Source organism: Glutamicibacter sp. JL.03c, from assembly GCF_025854375.1.
In the GTDB taxonomy this organism is placed as follows: Bacteria; Actinomycetota; Actinomycetes; order Actinomycetales; family Micrococcaceae; genus Glutamicibacter.
In genome coordinates, this window is sequence record NZ_CP107575.1 from 3,128,618 (window position 1) to 3,147,169 (window position 18,552).

Consider the following 18,552-nt stretch of genomic DNA (forward strand, 5'->3'; position numbering starts at 1 on the left):
TGGCCAAGACTGCTACCAGCTTCCAGCGTCAGGGTTGATCAATTCAAAGAATCGCACCATATCGGTTCATAAATAATAATTATCATCCCAACTCAGAGGATTTTAGACTGAGGGAATTTTTCCAAAATTAGCTCGCTTAACGCTACTGACATCAAACTTAACGGACTGACATCTTCCATCACCAACGAAATCTGCGAGGTCACTTCCGGGTTATCCAGGCGGGTTATTTCCAGCCCGGGAAGAGCGCCAATGGGCGGCAGCCATTGGCGTGGAACGATGCTGGCCCAATGCCCCGTGGAGACATGGGCCAGGAGCGTAACAACGGAGTCGCATTCGATTCTCGGGGTGACCTTCAAGCCATGTTCGGCCAGCGCATGATCCAGAACCTGGCGCCCACGCAGCGACGAGTCCAGCAAGCACAATGGCAAGTCCACCGCAGAGGCCCACGACCTGCTGGTCCTGCGCCCCAGCATCCCCGGCGCGGTGATCAGCACATGCTCTTCGACATACAGCCGATGAATGCGCAGCCCTGCAACGTCATCGGGCTCGGTGTAGATCAGCCCGGCATCCAACTCGTAGTTCCTGATCTGCCGGATGATCTCCGAGGAGTGCAGGCTGCCCTTGATCTTGATGCTCACCTCGGGGTGTTCCCGGGCAAAGGCATCGGTCAGGGTCACCACCGTCGAGGACGCTGCCGGCACGGTACCCACACGCAGGGTGCCGTTCAGCCCATCGCGATGGAAAAGGACCTCCTGCTTCAGCGATTCGTGGTCCTTGAGGAGCTTTCGCGCCCATCGGAGCACGGTGTCGCCCTCGACGGTCAACCCCTGGAACGCATGGCCGCGACGGACCAGCGGCACGCCCAGCTCCCGCTCCAACTTCCGGATCCCCTCGGATAATGCCGGTTGCGAGACGGCGCACAGCTCGGCGGCGCGCGCGAAGTGCTGCTCCCCGGCCAGCGCCACAAGATATTCCAACTGCCTAAGCATCATGATCCTATTGCACCACTATCGCTGCCGGCGGCGGTCATCGATGACCGCCGGCCCTAGTACGGGCCTCTCCGGCGGGCCTTGCCGGGCAAGGCCGAAGGCCCCGGCGCCGGGACCCAGTTCAGGTCTGCCGGCGCCGGGGCCTTCGGTGGGCCAACGCCTATTCAGTGTCCTCCTGCGCGTTCGGAGCCAGGTCAGCGACGATCGGCACGCCGGCCGTCACTGAGGCCACGGCTGCGGTGTCCGGATTCGCATCGACGTCCTCGGCCGGCCCGGCAAATTGCGACTGGTACAAGCGGTAGTACGCGCCCTGGGTCTTCAGCAGATGCTCATGGTTGCCCTGCTCTACGATCTTGCCCGCTTCCATCACCAGAATGGTGTCGGCATCGCGGATCGTGGAGAGCCGGTGGGCAATCACGAAGCTCGTGCGATCGCTGCGCAGGGCAGCCATTGCCTGCTGCACCAGCAATTCGGTGCGGGTGCCCACCGAGCTGGTGGCCTCATCGAGGATCAGCAGCGAGGGGTTGGCCACGAATGCGCGGGCGATCGTGATCAGCTGCTTCTCGCCGGCCGACACGTTGGTGCCTTCCTCATCGATGATCGTGTCATAGCCATCGGGCAAAGCACGCACGAAGCGGTCCACGAAGGTCGCCTTGGCGGCCTGGATGACTTCCTCATCGGTCGCATCCAGCCGTCCGTAGCGGATGTTCTCCATGATGGTGCCGCCAAAGAGCCACGCATCCTGGAGCACCATGCCCACCTTGGACCGCAGATCAGCACGCGAGAGCTGGGTTATGTCATGGTTGTCCACCATGATCTTCCCGGAGTTCAGCTCGTAGAAGCGCATCACCAAATTCACCAGGGTGGTCTTGCCGGCCCCGGTCGGTCCGACAATGGCGACGGTATGGCCCGGATCCGCGTCAAAGGACAGGTCCTCGATCAGCGGCTTCTCCGCGGTGTAGGAGAAGGAGACATTCTGGAAGGAGACATGCCCATCCGTGCGCTCGGGCAAGGTGGCCTGGGCATCCTCAGGGTCCTGCTCCTCGGCGTCCAGCAGCTCGAAGGTCCGCTCGGCCGAGGCCACACCGGACTGCAGCATATTCGCCACGCCGGCGATCTGGCCCAGCGGCTGGGTGAACTCGCGCGAGTACTGGATGAAAGCGGTGGCATCGCCAAGGCTCATCGCGCCCGAAGCCACGCGCAGGCCGCCCACCACGGCGATGCCGACGTAGGAGAGGTAGGAAACGAAGTTCATCACCGGCATGATCATGCCCGAAACGAACTGCGCACCGAAGCTGGCCTTGTACAGCTCTTCGTTGCGGGAGGTGAAGCGATCCACCATGTCTTCTTCGCGGCCGAAGACCTTCATCAACTCGTGGCCAGAGAAGGACTCCTCGATCTGCCCGTTGAGGGCACCGGTGTTCTTCCACTGCGCGGTGAATAGCTTCTGCGCCTTGGAACCGATCACCCCGGCGGCAACGCCGGACAGCGGCAGCGCCACCAATGCGATCAGCGCCATCTGCCAGGAGACGACGAACATCATGATGACGATGCCGATGACCGTCATGATGGACTGCACCAGCTGGCTCAGTGCCTGCTGCAGGGCATTCTGGATATTGTCCACGTCATTGGTCACACGGGAGAGCACATCCCCACGCTGGCGGGTATCGAAATAATTCAACGGCAGGCGGTTGAGCTTGTCCTCGACATCCTTGCGCAGGTTGTAGACCACGCGCATGACCAGCCTATTGAGCAGCCATCCGGAGGCCCAGGAGAAGAGCGAGGCCACGAAATACATCGAGAGCACAATCAGGATGAACTGCGAGAGCTGGGTGAAGTCGATCCCCTGCCCGGGGACAAAATTCACCTTGGAGAGCATGTCCGCCTGGGTGCCCTGGCCAGAATCCCGCAGCTGCTGGATGACAACATCGGCCGGCGTGCCAGCAGGAATGTTCTTGCCGATCAGGCCGGCGAAGATCACGTCCATGGCCTTGCCCAGAACCCGGGGAGCAACCACCGATAGCACTACGTACACGGTGATCAGCGCGAAGACCAGAACCATGCCCCACTTGTAGGGCGACATCAGGCCAACGAGGCGTTTGGCCGATGGCCAGAAGTGCTCAGCCTTGCGCGCTGGAGCACCACCGCTCCAGTCATCGGCACCAGCGGCTACTTCAAATTCATCAATGGCAGCCAGCTCGCTATCAAGCTGCTCCGGCTGCGCATTTTTCTGTTTCTTCGCCACTTAGGCCACCTCCTCCACGCTCAGCTGGGACGTCACGATTTCCTGGTAGGTTTCCGAGGATTCCAGCAGTTCTTCGTGGGTACCCCGGGCCACGATTTCCCCATGGTCCAAGACCAGGATCTGGTCGGCCTCGGTGATGGTCGAGACGCGCTGGGCCACGATGATCACGGCGGCGTCCTTGGTCGGTTCGGCCAGGGCCGCCCGCAATTTCGCATCGGTGCTCACGTCGAGCGCCGAGAACGAGTCATCGAAGAGATAGGTCTTGGGCTTGGCGGCCAAGGCCCGTGCGATGCACAGGCGCTGGCGCTGGCCACCCGACACATTGGTGCCGCCCTGGGAGATCTTCGATGCCAGCTGCCCTTCGCGCTCGGCGACAAAGCCATCGGCTTGCGCGATCCGCAGGGCCTGCCACAGCTCCTCGTCCTCGGCGTCCTGGGCGCCAAAGCGCAAGTTGGACTCGATGGTTCCGGAGAACAGGTACGGGCGCTGGGGAACGGCGGAGATGTTCTTCGAGATCGCCTCGCGCCCCAGTTCCTTCAGCGGCACACCGCCAATGAGAATTTCGCCTTCCGTAGCGTCGTAGAGCCGTGGAATGAGATTCAGCAAGGTGGTCTTGCCCGCACCGGTGGAACCGATAATGGCGGTGGTCTGCCCCGGCTTGGCGGTGAAGGAAATGCCGGAGAGCACCGGGGCCTCGGCGCCCGGGTATCCGAACGTCACATTCTTGAATTCCACGGTGCCCGGTTCTGGAAGCAGGACCTCGCGGTCTGCGGCATCCTGCATGGACGGCTCGCTGTCCAGGACCTCGCAGATGCGGTCGGCCGACACCATCGCGCGGGGAATCATCATGGCCATGAAGGTGCCCATCATGACGGCCATCAGGATCTGCAGCAGGTACTGCAAGAAGGCGGTAAGCGCGCCTACTTCCACCTGGCCGTTATCCACACGGTGGCCGCCGAACCAGAGCACCGCGGCGGTGGACAGGTGCAGGATCATGGTGATGGCGGGGAACATCAAGACAAACAGGTTGCCGACCTTGACACCGAGGTCGGTCAGTTTCTGGTTGGCCTCGTCGTAGCGCTGGGTTTCGTGTTCTTCGCGGACGAAGGCACGCACCACGCGGATACCGGTGATCTGCTCGCGCAGCACCCCGTTGATTCCGTCAATGCGCACCTGCATGTCACGGAATAGCGGCATGAGCTTGATGACCAGCAGGCCGACAACGATCAGTACCAGCGGGACCGAAACCCAGACCAGCCAGGACAATCCCGGGTCTTCGCGGATGGCCATCACCACGCCGCCGATGGACATGATGGGGGCATTGATCATGAAGTTCAGGGCCATCAAGGTCAGCATCTGGATCTGCTGCACGTCATTGGTGCCGCGGGTGATCAGGGTGGCGGCACCGAACTTGTTGACATCTTGGGCCGAGAAGGTGGAGACCTTCTCGAAGACGGACTGGCGGATGTCCCGGCCCACGCTCATCGCGGTCTTGGCCCCGAAGTACACGGCGGCCACGGCGGTGGCCACCTGGATGAGGGCCACGATGAGCATCAGGCCGCCGGTGCGCCAGATGTAGTCGACATCGGCAGTCACGACGCCCACGTCGATGATTTTCGCGTTCAGGCTGGGAAGGTAGAGCGTGGCCATGGTGGTGGCCAACTGCAAGATGACTACGGCAATGATCCAGCCCGTGTAGGGCCTGGAATGTTTCAAGATGAGCTTGAGAAGCATGTGGTTAATCCTCGCTGGCATCAGGCCCTCCGGCACCGCGCCGCTTCGGATTAAGGGCGCGCTGATTGAAGGACGATTGCCAGTCTAGTGTCCACCACCGACAAGTAGAATCATCCTCGCGATTGATTTGCGCCAACCCTGAACTCACCTGCTGGGAGGCCGGCTCACCGATCCTGTTCGGTGCAGACGCAGAACCGGTTGCCCTGGCTGTCCGTGGCCACGGTGAAGCTCGGGGCGGATTCCCCATCCAGTTCCGCCCCAGCGCCCTTCAGGGCGTCGAGCACCGTGCCGCTGGCCGAATGCGGAACCCAGATATCCATGTGCAGCCGATTCGGGTTCGGCGTGGAGGTTTCCTGGAACCAGATGGACGGCAGGCGATGGTTGGGGTCCACCAGGCTGCCGTCACTGGCCTCCTTGTACCCCAGGCCCGCGGCCCACTGGGCACCGATGGCTTTCCGGTCCGCGGTGTCGATGGCGATTTCAACGACCCCGATGAGCTCCGGCTGCGCACTGATGCCCAGCGCCTCGGCCCGCTCGGAGATCTTTGCGGCCAAGGCAATATCCCGGGTGGTGACCCTGCCACCGGCATCATGGGAAGTGGTGGTGACAAAGATCTTGTTATACCGCCAGTCCACGTCGGGGTGGTGCTGATCCAGCTCGGCGGCCCCGGCGATCTCGCTCAAGAGCTCGATGGATTGCGCTGCCGTGGTGGATTGGTAGACCGCCGCGATGGCTCCGGGCACTTCGCGCCAGTGCGGAAGGTCCTTCAGATACTCGCTGATTTGCTGCTTGTCGAGAACGTCCTGGGTACTCATGTTCTATCCCTCCTTCATCCACACTGGCACTGTGCGCCAGCAAGCTCAAGCATCTGGCCCAAACGCACAGGATGGCCCGCTACGCGCCATCGCCAACTTGCTGGCACTACTGGCTTTCCGCTGCGCTCGCGCTGAACTACGCGAAGCCGACGCAGGTCCCTGGGCCCGGGGCGGCCCGTTGCCCTCAGGGCTGTTCCGGGTCGATGCCCTGCGCTGGTTCAGCGGCCGTCGCCTCATCCGTAGCCAGCACCGCGGTGTCGTTCTCCTCGATGATCTGCTCCACCCCGTGCAGCGGATCCTCGGCGTCCAGTGCCGAGGGTTCATCCGAGGAGCCCTCGACCGGCTGCCCATCGCGCCCATCGAGCGGCTCATCGACGTCCAGATCCTGGCGTACCTGATCGAATTCCGAATTATTCAAGGTCATGCGGTTCCCCATTTCGTTGGCATGGCGTGCTGATGCGGTGGTCGCCGGGACGGGGAGTCCGCCCCGGCGCCCGGCTACAGGTGCTCGTCGTCCAAGCCCGGATCGTATTGGTCCTCAATCGAATCATCCAGCTCGGGATCGGCACCGTTCACCGGTTGCGTGGGCTGCGGCGGCTGGACAGGCTGCCCGTCGCCGTTATCGACGTCCGTGCCCGAGTCGGCCTCGCCACCGGGCAGATGCTCGTCATCGGGCTGGCCCGCCGGCCAGGTCTTCTCCACTACGTCCTTGTCCGGGTCCTTGATCCGGTCGGTGGCGTGGGAGATGAGGTCTTTGGCTTTGTCCAGGATTCCCATGATCTTCTTCCTTTCCGTGGTGAGGCTACGGCAACAACCCGCTATCGGCTGGCCGCGCTACATTCCGTTCGCGTCCGTGCCTCCGGCACGGTGATCGATGCTGCTCCGGCCGCGGATCATCCGATACAGGCCATAGAGGAACACCAGTGCGCCCCAGCCCACCACGATCCACAGCGGACCGGAAGTGCTGTCCGGTGCTGCCAGCACCGCGTAAATAGCGAATCCCACTGCCAGGAGCCCGCCGACGACCATGAGCCATAGTCCCGGACGGTGGCTGCTCTTCCCTGCCTGGTTTTCCTGCATGCCAGTTCCTTTCACGCGTTCTTCGGCTTATCCCGCATCAAAGCGGTCCTCATCTTCATCTGCTGGTTGCTCCGCGGCGTCGTTGATCTTTTTGCCGCGGACTACTTGCTCTTGGCGCTGTTCACGATCCTCAGGCTCAGCGTCGTCTCGTTCGGCCATGTCCCTGCCTTTCGACCGGTGGGTGGTTCAGGAGTTGCGCAACGCGTCGATCAGTTCTGACTTCCGCATTTTCGATCGTCCTTCGATGCCAACCTCCTTGGCTCGTTTCTGAAGCTCCTGCACGGTCCAGTCTTCGTAATCACCGGATTTCCCGCCCCGCTTTCCGACGGCCGAACGCCCATCGCGGGCCGCGGCATTGGCGATGCGTGCGGACTTCTGCTTGGAGTTGCCTTCTTCGCGCAGTTCCTCATACAGTTCCTCGTCCTTGATGCTGCTCTGCGAATTGCTGGCCATGCTTCTCCTCCTCGCCCTGGGTTGGATCTCCACCGTAGGCAATATGCCGCCCGGTTGATAGCAGACCCCCAAGTCTTTGCGCCAAATCCCAGACTCGGTCCCTAGCACGATTCCCGGAACCCGGCAGGAAGCTGAATTAACGCCGGATGCAAGCTGGCCATTCACGCTAAAACCCCGGTTGCGTGTTCAGTTGCTATCCGGGCGGCGGAACACTGGGCAACGACGGACGCCATCAGCCCAGGCACCCGGGCGTCCCATCGCCAGTTCAGGAGGAAGCACATGTCCGAGCACCGATCGCAGGATACGCAGCGCGCCGGCAAGGAACGCATCAGCCCGCCGGAACAACGCCAGCCCGAACCCGGGCTGGATCAGCACCTTGAACCGGGCGCCGATCACGGCGAGCGCAGCTACCGCGGCCGGGGACGGCTGACCGGGAAGCGGGCCTTGATCACCGGTGGCGATTCGGGCATTGGGGCGGCGGTGGCCATCGCCTTCGCCCGCGAAGGGGCCGACGTGGCCTTGGCCTACCTGCCCGCGGAGAAACCCGACGCCACCCGGATTGCGTCGATCCTGGACGAGGCCGGGGTCCAGGTGCAGCATCTGCCCGGAGACCTGCGGGAGCGCTCCTACCGCGACTCCCTGGTGGACGAGGCGGCGAAGGCCCTGGGCGGGCTGGACATCCTGGTGAACAATGCCGGGAAGCAGGTCAGCGTCCCGTCGCTGGAGCAGCTGCGCGACGAGCAGATCGAGGCGACCTTCGACGTGAACATCTTCGCCATGTTCGCGCTGAGCCGGGCGGCCCTGAAGGTGCTGCCCGAGGGCGGATCGATTATCAACACCACCTCCATCCAGGCCTTTGATCCCTCGGATCACCTGATGGATTATGCGGCCACCAAGGGCGCGATCAGCAACTTCACCAAGTCGTTGGCTTCCCAGGCGGCGAAGAAGGGCATCAGGGTCAATGCCGTGGCGCCCGGCCCCATCTGGACTCCGCTGCAGCCCTCGGATGGCCAGCCGATCGAGGCACTGCCGGAGTTCGGCCACGATACCTGGCTGGGCCGTGCCGGGCAGCCGGTGGAGGTCTCCCCCGCCTATGTGTTCCTGGCCAGTGACGAGGCGTCCTACATTCTCGGATCCACGGTGCACGTGAACGGGGGCAAGAACCAGCCCTAGTACCTGGGCTCAGTCCGATTCGTCCTCGCCGGTGGTGATGTTCAAGTCCATGTTGCGTCGCTCGTACTCGCGCTGGCTGAAGGTGGCCCGCTGGACTTCTGCGACATCGTCGAAACTGGAACCGATGGCGCCTCCCATGGTGCCCAGCGAGGAGGCCAGCCAGGCCAGGTTCACGTAGTCCGAGAAATTGACCTCGTGGCGCAGCTGGTAGGCCAGGTACTGCTGGTCGATCACGATCAGCGAGGCGCCCAGCAGGGCCAGGAACATCAGCAGGTACATCGCGGCGGCGGCGTAGCCCACGGTCAAGACGGTGGCGGCGTTGTAGACGAGCAGGCGTTCGCGCCGCCGCCCGCCCTTGGGGCTTTCCCACAGGCGGTTATGCAGCAGCAGCCAGAGCGTGAGGATGGTGATGCTGGCGAGGGTGATCAGCGACAGCCGGTGCACGGACAGGTAGTCGGCCATGGACCAGATGCTGGTGTAGAACACGCCGAAGGCGCCGGTGGCCACGGCGCCGGCCATCGCCGAGGTGAGCCGCGGGACCAGCTTCCACGGCCGATTGCTGCGCACCATCCCGGCGATGAGCAGCAGCCGGCCGCGCAGCCCGGTGATGCTCGAGATCCGGCCCTTCCCGCTTTCGTCGTAGAGTCCGCTGTGGTGCACGCTCAGGGCCCGCCCCCACGGCGTGAGCGGGCCGGCAGGCTGGCGGCCGGTCGCTAGTTCGCCAATCACCTCGACCAGGGCTATGGCCACCGCGCGGGTCCGGGCCAGGCCCAGGCTGGGCAGGGACAGCACGGCCGACGCGGTGTCGGCGGCGATCACCGAACGCACCGGCTGCTGCCGGACATAGTGCGGGGCATCGGTGAGGTAGATGATGTAGTCCCAGCCGTGCTTTTCGCGTAATTGCGGCACCTTGTCCCGCAGATCCACGGTGCCCGAGTCGCCCAGCGGCAACGAGAACGGCGCGACGCGCACATCCCAGGCGCCGGCGCCCGGATGCGCCGTGCCCAGGGCCCGTTCAACCCGCGGGGCCACCCGTTGCGCGATGGCATCGGCGGTGCCGGGGTCGGCTATCAGTCCGACCACACTGGCCGGGGATTCTGGCAGGTTCATCGGCACCCCTGATCGTCGCTGTATTCCTGGAATGGTTCCTTCTCCCACCCTAGGAAGTGGTCCGGGCCGCCGCAGGCCGCTCCAGCAACCTTGCAGGAAAGTTCGCGTGGAACCTAGCGGACCCATCACCCCGGGCTTAGAATGAAAATAAAATCCCGCAATACGAAAGTTGGAGATCATGTCCGAGTCCACCCCCGCCCTCGCGCCCGGCGATGCCGCACCAGCCTTCAGCCTCGACGACGCCCACGGCAAGACCGTCTCGCTGGCTGACTATGCAGGGCAGAGCGTCATCGTCTACTTCTACCCCAAGGCCGCCACCCCCGGCTGCACCACGGAGGCCTGCGACTTCCGCGACAACTTGGGCTCGCTGCAGGCGGCCGGCTACGCGGTACTGGGCATCTCCCCCGATGCCCCCGACGCGCTGGCCAGCTTCGCCGACGATGAATCCCTGAACTTCCCGCTGCTCTCGGACCCGGACAATGCCGTGGCCAAGGCCTACGGTTCCTTCGGCGAAAAGACGGTCGGCGAGAAGACCTTTGCCGGCACCCTGCGCTCCACCGCGGTGATCGATCCGCATGGAAAGATTTCCCAGATTGAATACGGGGTGGATGCCACGGGCCACGTTACGCGCCTGCGGCAGTCGCTCGGCCTCTAGGACGAAGAACCGATGTCCACGTGGCGGCGCTCCGGTGAAGCAGGGGTATCCTGCACTTCACCGGAGCGCCGCGGCGCATCGCCCGATCTAGCGTCCGGCGATTTTGACCAGCTTGCGATTGATGAATTCATCCATGCCGTACTTGCCCAGCTCACGGCCGATGCCAGAACGCTTCACCCCGCCAAAAGGCAGCTCGGGCGAGGAGGCGGAGGGCTCGTTGATCGACACCATGCCGCTGCTCAACTGGCCGGCAATGCGCTCAGCCCGCGCCAGATCCTGGGTGTGGATGGAGGCGCCCAGCCCGTAATCGGTGTTGTTGGCCAGTGCCACGGCTTCATCTTCGCCGTCCACCTTGTACAAGACCGCCACCGGGCCGAAGAGCTCCTCGGAGAAGGCACGCATCTGCTCGGTGACCCCGGCCAGGATGGTCGGCTCATAGAAGGCGCCGGGCCCATCGACCGGCTTGCCGCCGGCCAGCACCGTCGCCCCCTTGTCGATGGCATCCTGGACCTGGGCTGCCAGGCCATCGCGCGCCGCGGCCGAAGACAACGGGCCGAGGAAGTTCTCCCCCTGGGTCGGATCCCCGAGTTTGATGCCGGCCACCTGGTCCACCAGCGCCGCAGAGAAGTCCTCGTAGACCGAGGAGTCGATGATGAAGCGCTTGGCCGCATTGCAGGCCTGGCCGGTGTTCCCGAAGCGAGCGCGCATCCCCAGCTTGGCGGTGCGGGCGATGTCGGCGTCCGCGAACACCAGGAACGGGTCAGAACCGCCCAGCTCCAGCACGACCTTCTTCAGATGGCGCCCGGCAATTTCCGCCACCGCCGAACCGGCTCGCTCCGAACCGGTCAGCGAAACCCCCTGCACCCGGCGGTCGGCAATGATGTCGGCCACCTGGTCATTGGTGGCTAAGATATTCACGTACGCACCCTGCGGGGCGCCGGCGTCCTGGAAGATCTGCTCCATGGCCAGCGCCGATTCCGGGCACTGCGGGGCATGCTTGAGCAGGATGGTGTTGCCGTTCATCAGGTTGGGAGCGGCGAACCGGGCCACCTGGTAGTACGGGAAGTTCCACGGCATGATCCCCAGCAACACGCCCACGGATTCCTTGCGCACTAGCGCGCGGCCGCCGGAAGCGATCTCCAGCTCTTCGTCCTCCAGGAATTTCGGGCCATTCTTCGCGTAGTAGCGGTAGATGGCCACCACGATGCTGATTTCTCCCAGCGACTGCTTGATCGGCTTGCCCATTTCCCGGGTGATGATCGCGGCAAGTTCTTCTGCGCGGGCCTCGTAGATGTCCGCCACGCGGTTGAGCAAGGCCACCCGGTCATCCAGCGCGGACACCGACCATGCCTGATAGGCCTGATCCGTGCTCGATAGGGCCTGCTGGATTTGCTCGTCGCTGGCTGTGGCAAATTCTGCTTCGACTTCACCGGTGGCTGGATTGGTCACTGCGTACATGCTCATGCTGCTCCTTCTGATCAAAGTTGTTGTGCCTGCCTCCAACACTGTCACTTCGCAGGGGCGCACCATAGCCTTTTTCCCAAATAGCGGGCCATGTTCGTAGCTGGCGAACGGCCACGCCCTCCAGACTGAGCCCGGCGTCCGAAGCCCACTGTGCCCGTTGGCCGTGCAGGCGAGCAATAAAGGCAAATAATTCCAACCACGGCCAATCCGCCCTCGCTCCTTCTCCGAAGTACTCCCACAGGGTTCCCTCCGGACCCTGCACAACCCGACACGGAATCCACTCCGTGTCCAAGGAAGGACTGATTGCAATGCGCACATCACCTAACCGCTTGCTCGCAACGATTTTCGGAGCTGTCTATCTCCTCGTCGGCTTGCTCGGGTTCCTTGTCACCGCCGGCGTGGATTTCTTCGCCACAGAGGGTGGCAAGTTGATCATATTCGAGGTCAACCCACTGCATAACGTCATCCACCTGGCCATTGGCGCAGTACTGCTCATCGCCGGACTCGGATCCGTGAGTGCCGCCAAGCTCGCCAACACGACCGTGGGCGCCGTCTACCTTCTTGTGGGCATCTTGGGGCTCTTCCTGGCATCGACATCCTTGAATATCATTGCCTTGAACGGTGCCGATAACGTCCTGCACCTGGCCAGCGCGATTGTCCTGCTGTCGGTAGGCCTGTCCCAGGACAAGGCGCCCGCAGCCCGTACCGCACGGTCATGAATTCCCGGATCGCCGGGGAGCCTGCCATCGAACCCACCACCCAAGGGCAAGATGCGGTGGCAGGCTCCGGTGCCGTCGACGGCATCTACGCGGGCATCGCCGGGTTGGGCATCGCGGCGCTGGCCGCGGCGTCCTCCTCCAGCTTGGCATCAGGGCTATCGTTCGGAGCCTCCGCGGCTCCCTGGTGGGTGTGGCTCGGCGCCATAGCGTCCGCCGCCTGGGCGTTGCTAGCACTGGTCTATGCGGTGGCCAGCCTGCGCAAGGGCACGGCTCCAGCCACGAAGCTCGCGGTTCGCTGCCTGGCGGTAGTCTCGATAGCGCATCTGGCCAGCATCGCCCTGGGCCTCGCAGGGATCCCGGGAAGAGAGCAATTCCTGGATCTCACCGTTGGTTCACTGCTACTGCTGGAGCTATCTGTGCTGGCAGCCATCATGTGGCAGCGAAAGCGGCAACTCAAATCGACGCGCGGACCCGCTCGATCCAGCAGTCTTGCAGTCGTGGGGAGCATATTTGCCGCATCAGTGGTGGTGTCCGCGATCGCCAGTACGGGTTTGGCCGCCTCCTCCGCGGGGCATCTGGCGGTACCGCATTCCGAGCATGGAGCCCACCATACGCAAGACATTGACCCAGGCATCATCGACAAGATGAAGCAGGAAGAACACCACCACTAGCCACGACGCTAGTGCCCATGTTCCTGCGTTCCCGACGCGTGGCGAACAGCTGGGACCTGCAACTTCTGGAATCGGGACTGCCTTGGGGGCAGTCCCGATGATTCCGCAACCGGCCCGCCGGCCGCTTCTATGCTGCCGGGCGGCGCTGGTGCTGATGCCACAGCCGGTGCGGCCTATTCCCCTTGAGGGTATCGATGCGGTTATTGGAGGCATCCGCCTGGGCATCGCGGCACTCGTCCCGGGCATCACCACCCAGGGCGGCACGTAGCGGCCAACCCTGCTTTCCGCCACGGAGCCGGCGAGCGCTACCGCGATGCTGCAGATGCCCCCTGCTCGCGTTCGGAGCTCGCGGACATCACCGGCGGTGCCGGCATGCTGGTTTCCTGACCGGAAATCGACGCCGTACCTACGTGCAACTGGCCACCTGCCCATTAAGCGGATCCGCCGCGCAGAACCACTAGTATCAGCATCAGGATTCATTCCGCGCTGGCCGCTGCCCCAGCGTTGCTCGATACGGAAAGTGGACATCGTGAATTCAACATCTCCTCGGCTCCTGCGCCCCATGCTGCCCCGTGACCCGAAAGAACCCCATCGCGTGGCCAGCCCGCTGGAACTGTTCTTCGATCTGGTCTTCGTGGTTGCCGTGTCCTTCGCCTCGGTGCAGTTGCATCACATGGCCGTGGAGGATCATCTGGGTGCCGGGGTCATCGGCTACCTCATGGTGTTCTTCTCCATTTGGTGGTCCTGGATGAACTTCAGCTGGCTGGCAACGTCCTTCGACACCGACGATTGGCTCTATCGGCTGCTCACCTTCCTCCAGATGGCCGGAGTCCTGGTCCTTGCCTCGGGCGCGGCCCAGGCTGTTGCAGAGCACGATTTCCTGGTGATCACCCTCGGCTATGCGATCATGCGCCTGGCCCTGGTGGCACAGTGGATCAGGGTGGCGATGGGCGCCGCAGAGCTGCGCACCACCGCCATCCGCTATGCCGTAGGGATCACCGTGGTGCAGGCCGCCTGGCTAGCCCGCCTGATGCTGCCCGAAGAAGCTGGCTTCATCGTCTTTTTCGTTCTGGTGATCGCGGAACTCTGCGTACCGGCCTGGGCCGAATCCCATCGCCACACCCCATGGCATCCGCACCACATCACCGAGCGCTACGGGCTGTTCACCCTCATCCTGCTCGGCGAATCGATCCTGGCCTCGGCCAATGCCGTAGTGGAAAGCCTGCATACCATCGAGCACCTCGGGTTGCTGATGGTCATCGCTGTCTGCGGGTTGATCACAGCCGCCGGCATGTGGTGGATCTATTTCTCCCGCGACCACCATCATCTGATCCATTCGCTGCGTTCCTCCTTGACCTACGGGTACTTCCACTACTTCATCTTCGCCGCGGCCGGCGCCTTCTCCGCCGGCGTTGAGGTAGCTATCGACGTGGCCGGAGGGGCATCAGAACTTTCCGGCATCGCCGCGGCATCCACCCTGAATATCCCAGTGGCTCTCTTTGCCATGGGCCTCTGGCTGCTGGTCCTGCGCCGGCAGCTCTCCCCGGGGCGGAATGCCACATTCCTCACCGCGGTGGCCCTGATCACTGCTGGTTTGTTCCTCCCCTCAGTGCTGCCGGTGGTGGCCGCGGCGGCCGGCATGACCCTGTGCGTGATCGCCGTCGAGCGGCCCGCGCCCCATCTCCCGGGCCGGCCGTTCGCCCCCGGCACCTAGCAGCCGGCCGGGGCTTCCGGCAACTGCTTGTCTCCCGGGCCACACCAGCGGCACCATGGAGCATGGACATCATGTCGGCGCAACAGCGCTCGCGGCTCATGTCGCGGATCCGGGGCAAGAACACCGGCCCCGAGCTGTTCCTGCGCCGATTGCTGCACGCCGCTGGCTACAGGTATCGACTGCATGGCGCACTGCCCTCCGGTATCAGCCAGTCCTTGCGCCAGGAGCATCCGCAGATCCGCCTTCGCGGCGGCAAGCTGCCCGGCTCCCCGGATCTGGTCTTCACAGCCAAGCGCAAGGCCGTTTTTGTGGACGGCTGCTTCTGGCACGGGCACGATTGCCCCACCGGACGCCACCGCCCCTCGTCCAACACCGAGTACTGGAATCCGAAGCTGGACGGGAACCAAGCCAGGGACCAGCGCAATCGCAACGACTTGCTGGCACTGGGCTGGCAGTCCTTGACCGTCTGGGAGTGCGAGCTGGACTCGGCGGAGCAGGTCCTCGGCACGGTCACCGAATTCCTCGGACCACCCAACAGCACCACGAATAGCTGACATCTGGCGCCGGCGGACAGGGCACCGGGAAAATCGCCCCGGCATTGGATAAAATTGCAGTCTTACCTCTTCCTGCCCGGCAGGAATCGCCCAGAGGCTCCCCTCGACAGATCGCCCGCCACAGTTCATGAGTTCTCAACACCCTGCGCGCCTCACGCCGGCGCCATCTAATATCCCGGTCTTGCTGGGAACCCAGACGCTGTTCAATATCGGCTTCTACGCGGTGGTGCCCTTCCTCGCGGTGGTGCTGACCAATGATTTCCTTGTGGCTTCCACGGCCGTCGGACTGATCCTGGGCATCCGCACCTTTGCCCAGCAAGGATTGTTCCTTGCCGGCGGCACCCTGGCCGACCGTTTTGGCGCTCGGACCATGATCCTGATCGGATGCGCCGTGCGGGCTGCGGGATTCCTCACCTTGGCGGCCTCCTTGTGGGCCAGCATCCCGGTGTTGTGGCTATTCATCCTGGGCACCTTGCTCACCGGATTTGGCGGGGCACTATTTTCCCCGGGCTTGAACATCTTGGTGGCCGCGGCACAGTCCGCGCGGGACCAGGGCGAGCACCACCAGGTGCGCCGGGCAACGCTCTTCGCCTGGCTGAGCATCACCGGGGAAATCGGGGCGGTCACCGGCCCCTTGGTCGGCTCGGCCCTGTGGGGCTGGGGCTTTTCCACAGTGGCTGGATTCGGTGCGATCTTCTTCGTAGCCATTGGCATCTTCTTGGCTCTGACTTTGCGCAGGGCCGAGCCGGTGAGCACTCACCTGGCCGGCACCGTCTCGGATGCCAAGGCCGTCAAACCGCGCGGCAGCTTCCGCCAGTCCCTGTTGGACCGCCAGTTCGTCAGCTTCTGCGCATTGCATGCCTCGGATCTGCTGGCCTACAACCAGCTGTATTTGGCGATCCCCTTGGAGCTCGAACGCCACGAGATGCCTACCGAATGGCTGGGGCTGATCTTTGCCTGGATCTCCATCATGACCCTGGGCTTGCAGCTGCCTCTTGCGTGGGTGGCGGCCAGGATTGGCCCGGCCACCACACTGCGCAGCGGCTATGTCTTGAGTGCTCTTGGCTTCAGCGTGCTGGCCTTCGTTCCGTCCTCGCTCTTTGGAGATGAGAGCGGCCTGGTGAGGATCCTCTGCGCGGTCACCTTGATGACCTTGGGCCATATGAGCGTGCACCCCACCGCGTTGAGCTTGGTTTCGAAGTTCGCCGGCAAACATCCCACCGGCGCCTATTTCGGTTTGCTCTCCACCTGCGGCGGGGTGGCGGTGCTTCTTGGCAACATGCTTTTCGGCTGGCTGCTCTCGCAGAGCGCGCTGGACTTCGCACCGTGGCTGGTGCTGATCATTCCCCTGCTGCTGGCGTCCTGGCAGGGCTCGCGCGTTGTTGCGCTGCGATTGCGACCGCATCATGACGTATGAGCTAGCGCACATCTCCGGCGGATTGCACGAGATCTTCCACTTCCCCCACCAACTTCCCGCTACTCAGCACTGGTTGCAGCGCGGGACGGATTCCTAGTGCGCCGAGCACGGTGATGCCGGGCTTTTCCCCCGGCCGGACTACAACTGAATTAGGGTAAGCTTACCTAGGCTCTCATCCATAAGATGCCAATTCATCACGTATTGCCGAAGGACTTCCATGAAACTTGGACGATTGAGCGTCGCCGCGGGCCTTGCCGCCACGGCCCTGGCACTGACCTCGTGCAGCTCCACCGCCACCACCGCCCCACAGGCCGCCGCGGACTCCGAGGCACGAGTAGTCGTCGCCAACTTCCGCGCCCCGGTCTCCAACTGGGCCCTGGAAAGCGATGACGCCTACGTGCTCTCCATCGCCGGTTGCCTGGAAACCCTGACCAAGTACGACCAGGGCACCAAGCAGATCGAGCCGATGCTCGCCACCTCGTGGAAGCAGACCTCGGATACCGTCTGGGAATTCGAATTGCGCAAGAACGTCACCTTCCAGGACGGCACCGCCTTTGACGCCAAGGCCGTGGCCGCGTCGCTGAATCACGTGCTGGAGGCCACCGCGCCGGCCCGCGCTGTGAACCCGAAGACCATCAAGCAGGTTGACGCAGTGGATGCCGACACCGTGCGGGTGACCACCCCGGCCGCCGACCCGCTGCTGCCCTACCGCATGGCCAGCGTGAATGCCGGCGTGCTCTCCCCCGCCGCATACACCAAGACGGGCATCGACCCGATGAATCACTGCACCGGTCCCTTTGCCCCGGTCTCCGAAAAGGCAGGCCAGTCCCTGACCCTGGACCGCAACGAAAACTACTGGGACGGAGAGGTGAAACTGGCCGGCGGCGAAATCCGCTACATCACCGAGGGCGCCACCCGGGCCACCCAGGTGCAGACCGGGGAAGCCGACATCTCGATGTCCATCCCGGCCACCAGCCTGGCCACCCTGGAAGCCGATGACCAGGTCAGCGTGCTCAAGGCCGATTCGCCACGCACCTCGACGCTGTACCTGAACAACTCCCGCGCTCCCTTCGACAACGTGGATCTGCGCAAGGCCGCCACCATGGCCCTGGATCTGCCGGCGATGGCCGCCAGCGTCTACGAGGGCGCCGCCCAGCCGGCTACCGGTCCGTTCGCCCCGAGCGAGCCCTGGGCCAACCCGGATCTGGCCGTGCCCCAGGTGAACATCGAGGAAGCCAAGAAGCTGGTCGAGGCTTCGGGGTACCAGCAGGACAAGCCGCTGGAGATCATCGCCATCACCGAACGCGCCGAATTCGCCGGAGTGGCCGCCATCATCCAGGAGCAGTTCAAGCAGATTGGCCTGCAGGCCAACGTGGTCACCAAGTCCTACGGCGCGGTGGAGCCGGATGTGCTGGCCGGCAAGTACGACATGATCCTTAGCCAGCGCAACCGCATGATCGACATTGCCGACCCCATCGGGTTCCTGCAGGCGGACTACACCTGCCAGGGTGGCTACAACCTGAGCCACTACTGCAACAAGGACTACGACAAGCTGATCGACCAGGCACTGGCCGAAAAGGATCAGACCAAGCGCCACGATCTCTACCGCCAGGCCGGCGACATCCTCGCCGAGGATGCCGCGAACGTGTGGCTGGTCAATGAGCAGGCCATCGACGGCGTCGGCTCCAAGGTCCAGGGCTATGTCCAGGATCCGCTGACCCGCTATGTGATGACCAAGGACCTGGCGAAAACCAAGTAA

Annotated in this window: 19 protein-coding genes; 8 read left to right on the forward strand and 11 right to left on the reverse strand. The window is 63.6% G+C overall.

Annotated features, from left to right (window positions below; genetic code table 11):
• Positions 1–92: 92 nt before the first annotated feature.
• From OF385_RS14520 to OF385_RS14565, 9 genes are all read right to left on the reverse strand, one after another.
• On the reverse strand, positions 93–992 hold the full coding sequence (locus tag OF385_RS14520) for a LysR family transcriptional regulator (RefSeq protein ID WP_319019145.1): 900 nt from the start codon (positions 990–992) through the stop codon (positions 93–95).
• 157 nt (positions 993–1,149) lie between these two features.
• Positions 1,150–3,234 carry an ABC transporter ATP-binding protein gene (locus OF385_RS14530; protein WP_413468027.1) on the reverse strand — a complete coding sequence of 695 codons (2,085 nt, stop codon included), beginning with the start codon at positions 3,232–3,234 and terminating at the stop codon, positions 1,150–1,152.
• Positions 3,235–4,968, reverse strand: a complete 1,734-nt coding sequence (locus OF385_RS14535) for an ABC transporter ATP-binding protein (protein WP_264276019.1) — start codon at positions 4,966–4,968, stop codon at positions 3,235–3,237. It abuts the gene before it with no gap.
• 164 nt (positions 4,969–5,132) lie between these two features.
• Positions 5,133–5,783 carry a 4a-hydroxytetrahydrobiopterin dehydratase gene (locus tag OF385_RS14540; RefSeq protein ID WP_264276020.1) on the reverse strand — a complete coding sequence of 217 codons (651 nt, stop codon included), beginning with the start codon at positions 5,781–5,783 and terminating at the stop codon, positions 5,133–5,135.
• 184 nt (positions 5,784–5,967) lie between these two features.
• Complete coding sequence (locus OF385_RS14545; protein ID WP_264276021.1) at positions 5,968–6,207, reverse strand: hypothetical protein; 240 nt, start codon at positions 6,205–6,207, stop codon at positions 5,968–5,970.
• Positions 6,208–6,281: 74 nt separating this feature from the next.
• The gene (locus OF385_RS14550) at positions 6,282–6,560 is read right to left on the reverse strand and encodes a hypothetical protein (protein WP_264276022.1); all 279 of its coding nucleotides are present in this window, start codon (positions 6,558–6,560) and stop codon (positions 6,282–6,284) included.
• Between the two features lie 57 nt (positions 6,561–6,617).
• Entirely contained in the window at positions 6,618–6,863 is a 246-nt protein-coding gene (locus tag OF385_RS14555) for a hypothetical protein (protein ID WP_264276023.1), read from the reverse strand.
• Positions 6,864–6,890: 27 nt separating this feature from the next.
• On the reverse strand, positions 6,891–7,022 hold the full coding sequence (locus OF385_RS14560; protein WP_264276024.1) for a hypothetical protein: 132 nt from the start codon (positions 7,020–7,022) through the stop codon (positions 6,891–6,893).
• Between the two features lie 27 nt (positions 7,023–7,049).
• Positions 7,050–7,316, reverse strand: a complete 267-nt coding sequence (locus OF385_RS14565; RefSeq protein WP_264276025.1) for a Rho termination factor N-terminal domain-containing protein — start codon at positions 7,314–7,316, stop codon at positions 7,050–7,052.
• Positions 7,317–7,595: 279 nt separating this feature from the next.
• Here OF385_RS14565 and OF385_RS14570 point away from each other — a divergent pair, with 279 nt between their 5' ends.
• Positions 7,596–8,489 (forward strand): SDR family oxidoreductase, encoded by an 894-nt coding sequence (locus tag OF385_RS14570; RefSeq protein WP_264276026.1) that lies wholly within the window; start codon positions 7,596–7,598, stop codon positions 8,487–8,489.
• Between the two features lie 9 nt (positions 8,490–8,498).
• Here OF385_RS14570 and OF385_RS14575 read toward each other — a convergent pair whose 3' ends face one another.
• On the reverse strand, positions 8,499–9,599 hold the full coding sequence (locus tag OF385_RS14575) for a hypothetical protein (RefSeq protein WP_264276027.1): 1,101 nt from the start codon (positions 9,597–9,599) through the stop codon (positions 8,499–8,501).
• Positions 9,600–9,777: 178 nt separating this feature from the next.
• Between OF385_RS14575 and bcp the strand changes: the two genes are divergently transcribed.
• Positions 9,778–10,254, forward strand: coding sequence for a thioredoxin-dependent thiol peroxidase (bcp, locus tag OF385_RS14580; protein WP_264276028.1), 477 nt, complete (start codon positions 9,778–9,780; stop codon positions 10,252–10,254).
• A gap of 87 nt (positions 10,255–10,341) precedes the next feature.
• Here bcp and OF385_RS14585 read toward each other — a convergent pair whose 3' ends face one another.
• On the reverse strand, positions 10,342–11,718 hold the full coding sequence (locus OF385_RS14585; protein ID WP_264276029.1) for an NAD-dependent succinate-semialdehyde dehydrogenase: 1,377 nt from the start codon (positions 11,716–11,718) through the stop codon (positions 10,342–10,344).
• Positions 11,719–12,026: 308 nt separating this feature from the next.
• Here OF385_RS14585 and OF385_RS14590 point away from each other — a divergent pair, with 308 nt between their 5' ends.
• The 6 genes from OF385_RS14590 (at position 12,027) to OF385_RS14615 (ending at position 18,552) form a co-directional block, all read left to right on the forward strand.
• Positions 12,027–12,437 carry a DUF4383 domain-containing protein gene (locus tag OF385_RS14590; protein WP_264276030.1) on the forward strand — a complete coding sequence of 137 codons (411 nt, stop codon included), beginning with the start codon at positions 12,027–12,029 and terminating at the stop codon, positions 12,435–12,437.
• Entirely contained in the window at positions 12,434–13,108 is a 675-nt protein-coding gene (locus OF385_RS14595) for a hypothetical protein (protein ID WP_264276031.1), read from the forward strand. The genes OF385_RS14590 and OF385_RS14595 overlap by 4 nt, the downstream gene beginning before the upstream one ends.
• Before the next feature lie 529 nt (positions 13,109–13,637).
• Complete coding sequence (locus tag OF385_RS14600; RefSeq protein ID WP_264276032.1) at positions 13,638–14,822, forward strand: low temperature requirement protein A; 1,185 nt, start codon at positions 13,638–13,640, stop codon at positions 14,820–14,822.
• Between the two features lie 71 nt (positions 14,823–14,893).
• Entirely contained in the window at positions 14,894–15,376 is a 483-nt protein-coding gene (locus tag OF385_RS14605) for a very short patch repair endonuclease (RefSeq protein WP_264276033.1), read from the forward strand.
• Between the two features lie 127 nt (positions 15,377–15,503).
• On the forward strand, positions 15,504–16,793 hold the full coding sequence (locus OF385_RS14610; RefSeq protein WP_264276034.1) for an MFS transporter: 1,290 nt from the start codon (positions 15,504–15,506) through the stop codon (positions 16,791–16,793).
• 217 nt (positions 16,794–17,010) lie between these two features.
• Positions 17,011–18,552 carry an ABC transporter substrate-binding protein gene (locus OF385_RS14615; RefSeq protein ID WP_264276035.1) on the forward strand — a complete coding sequence of 514 codons (1,542 nt, stop codon included), beginning with the start codon at positions 17,011–17,013 and terminating at the stop codon, positions 18,550–18,552.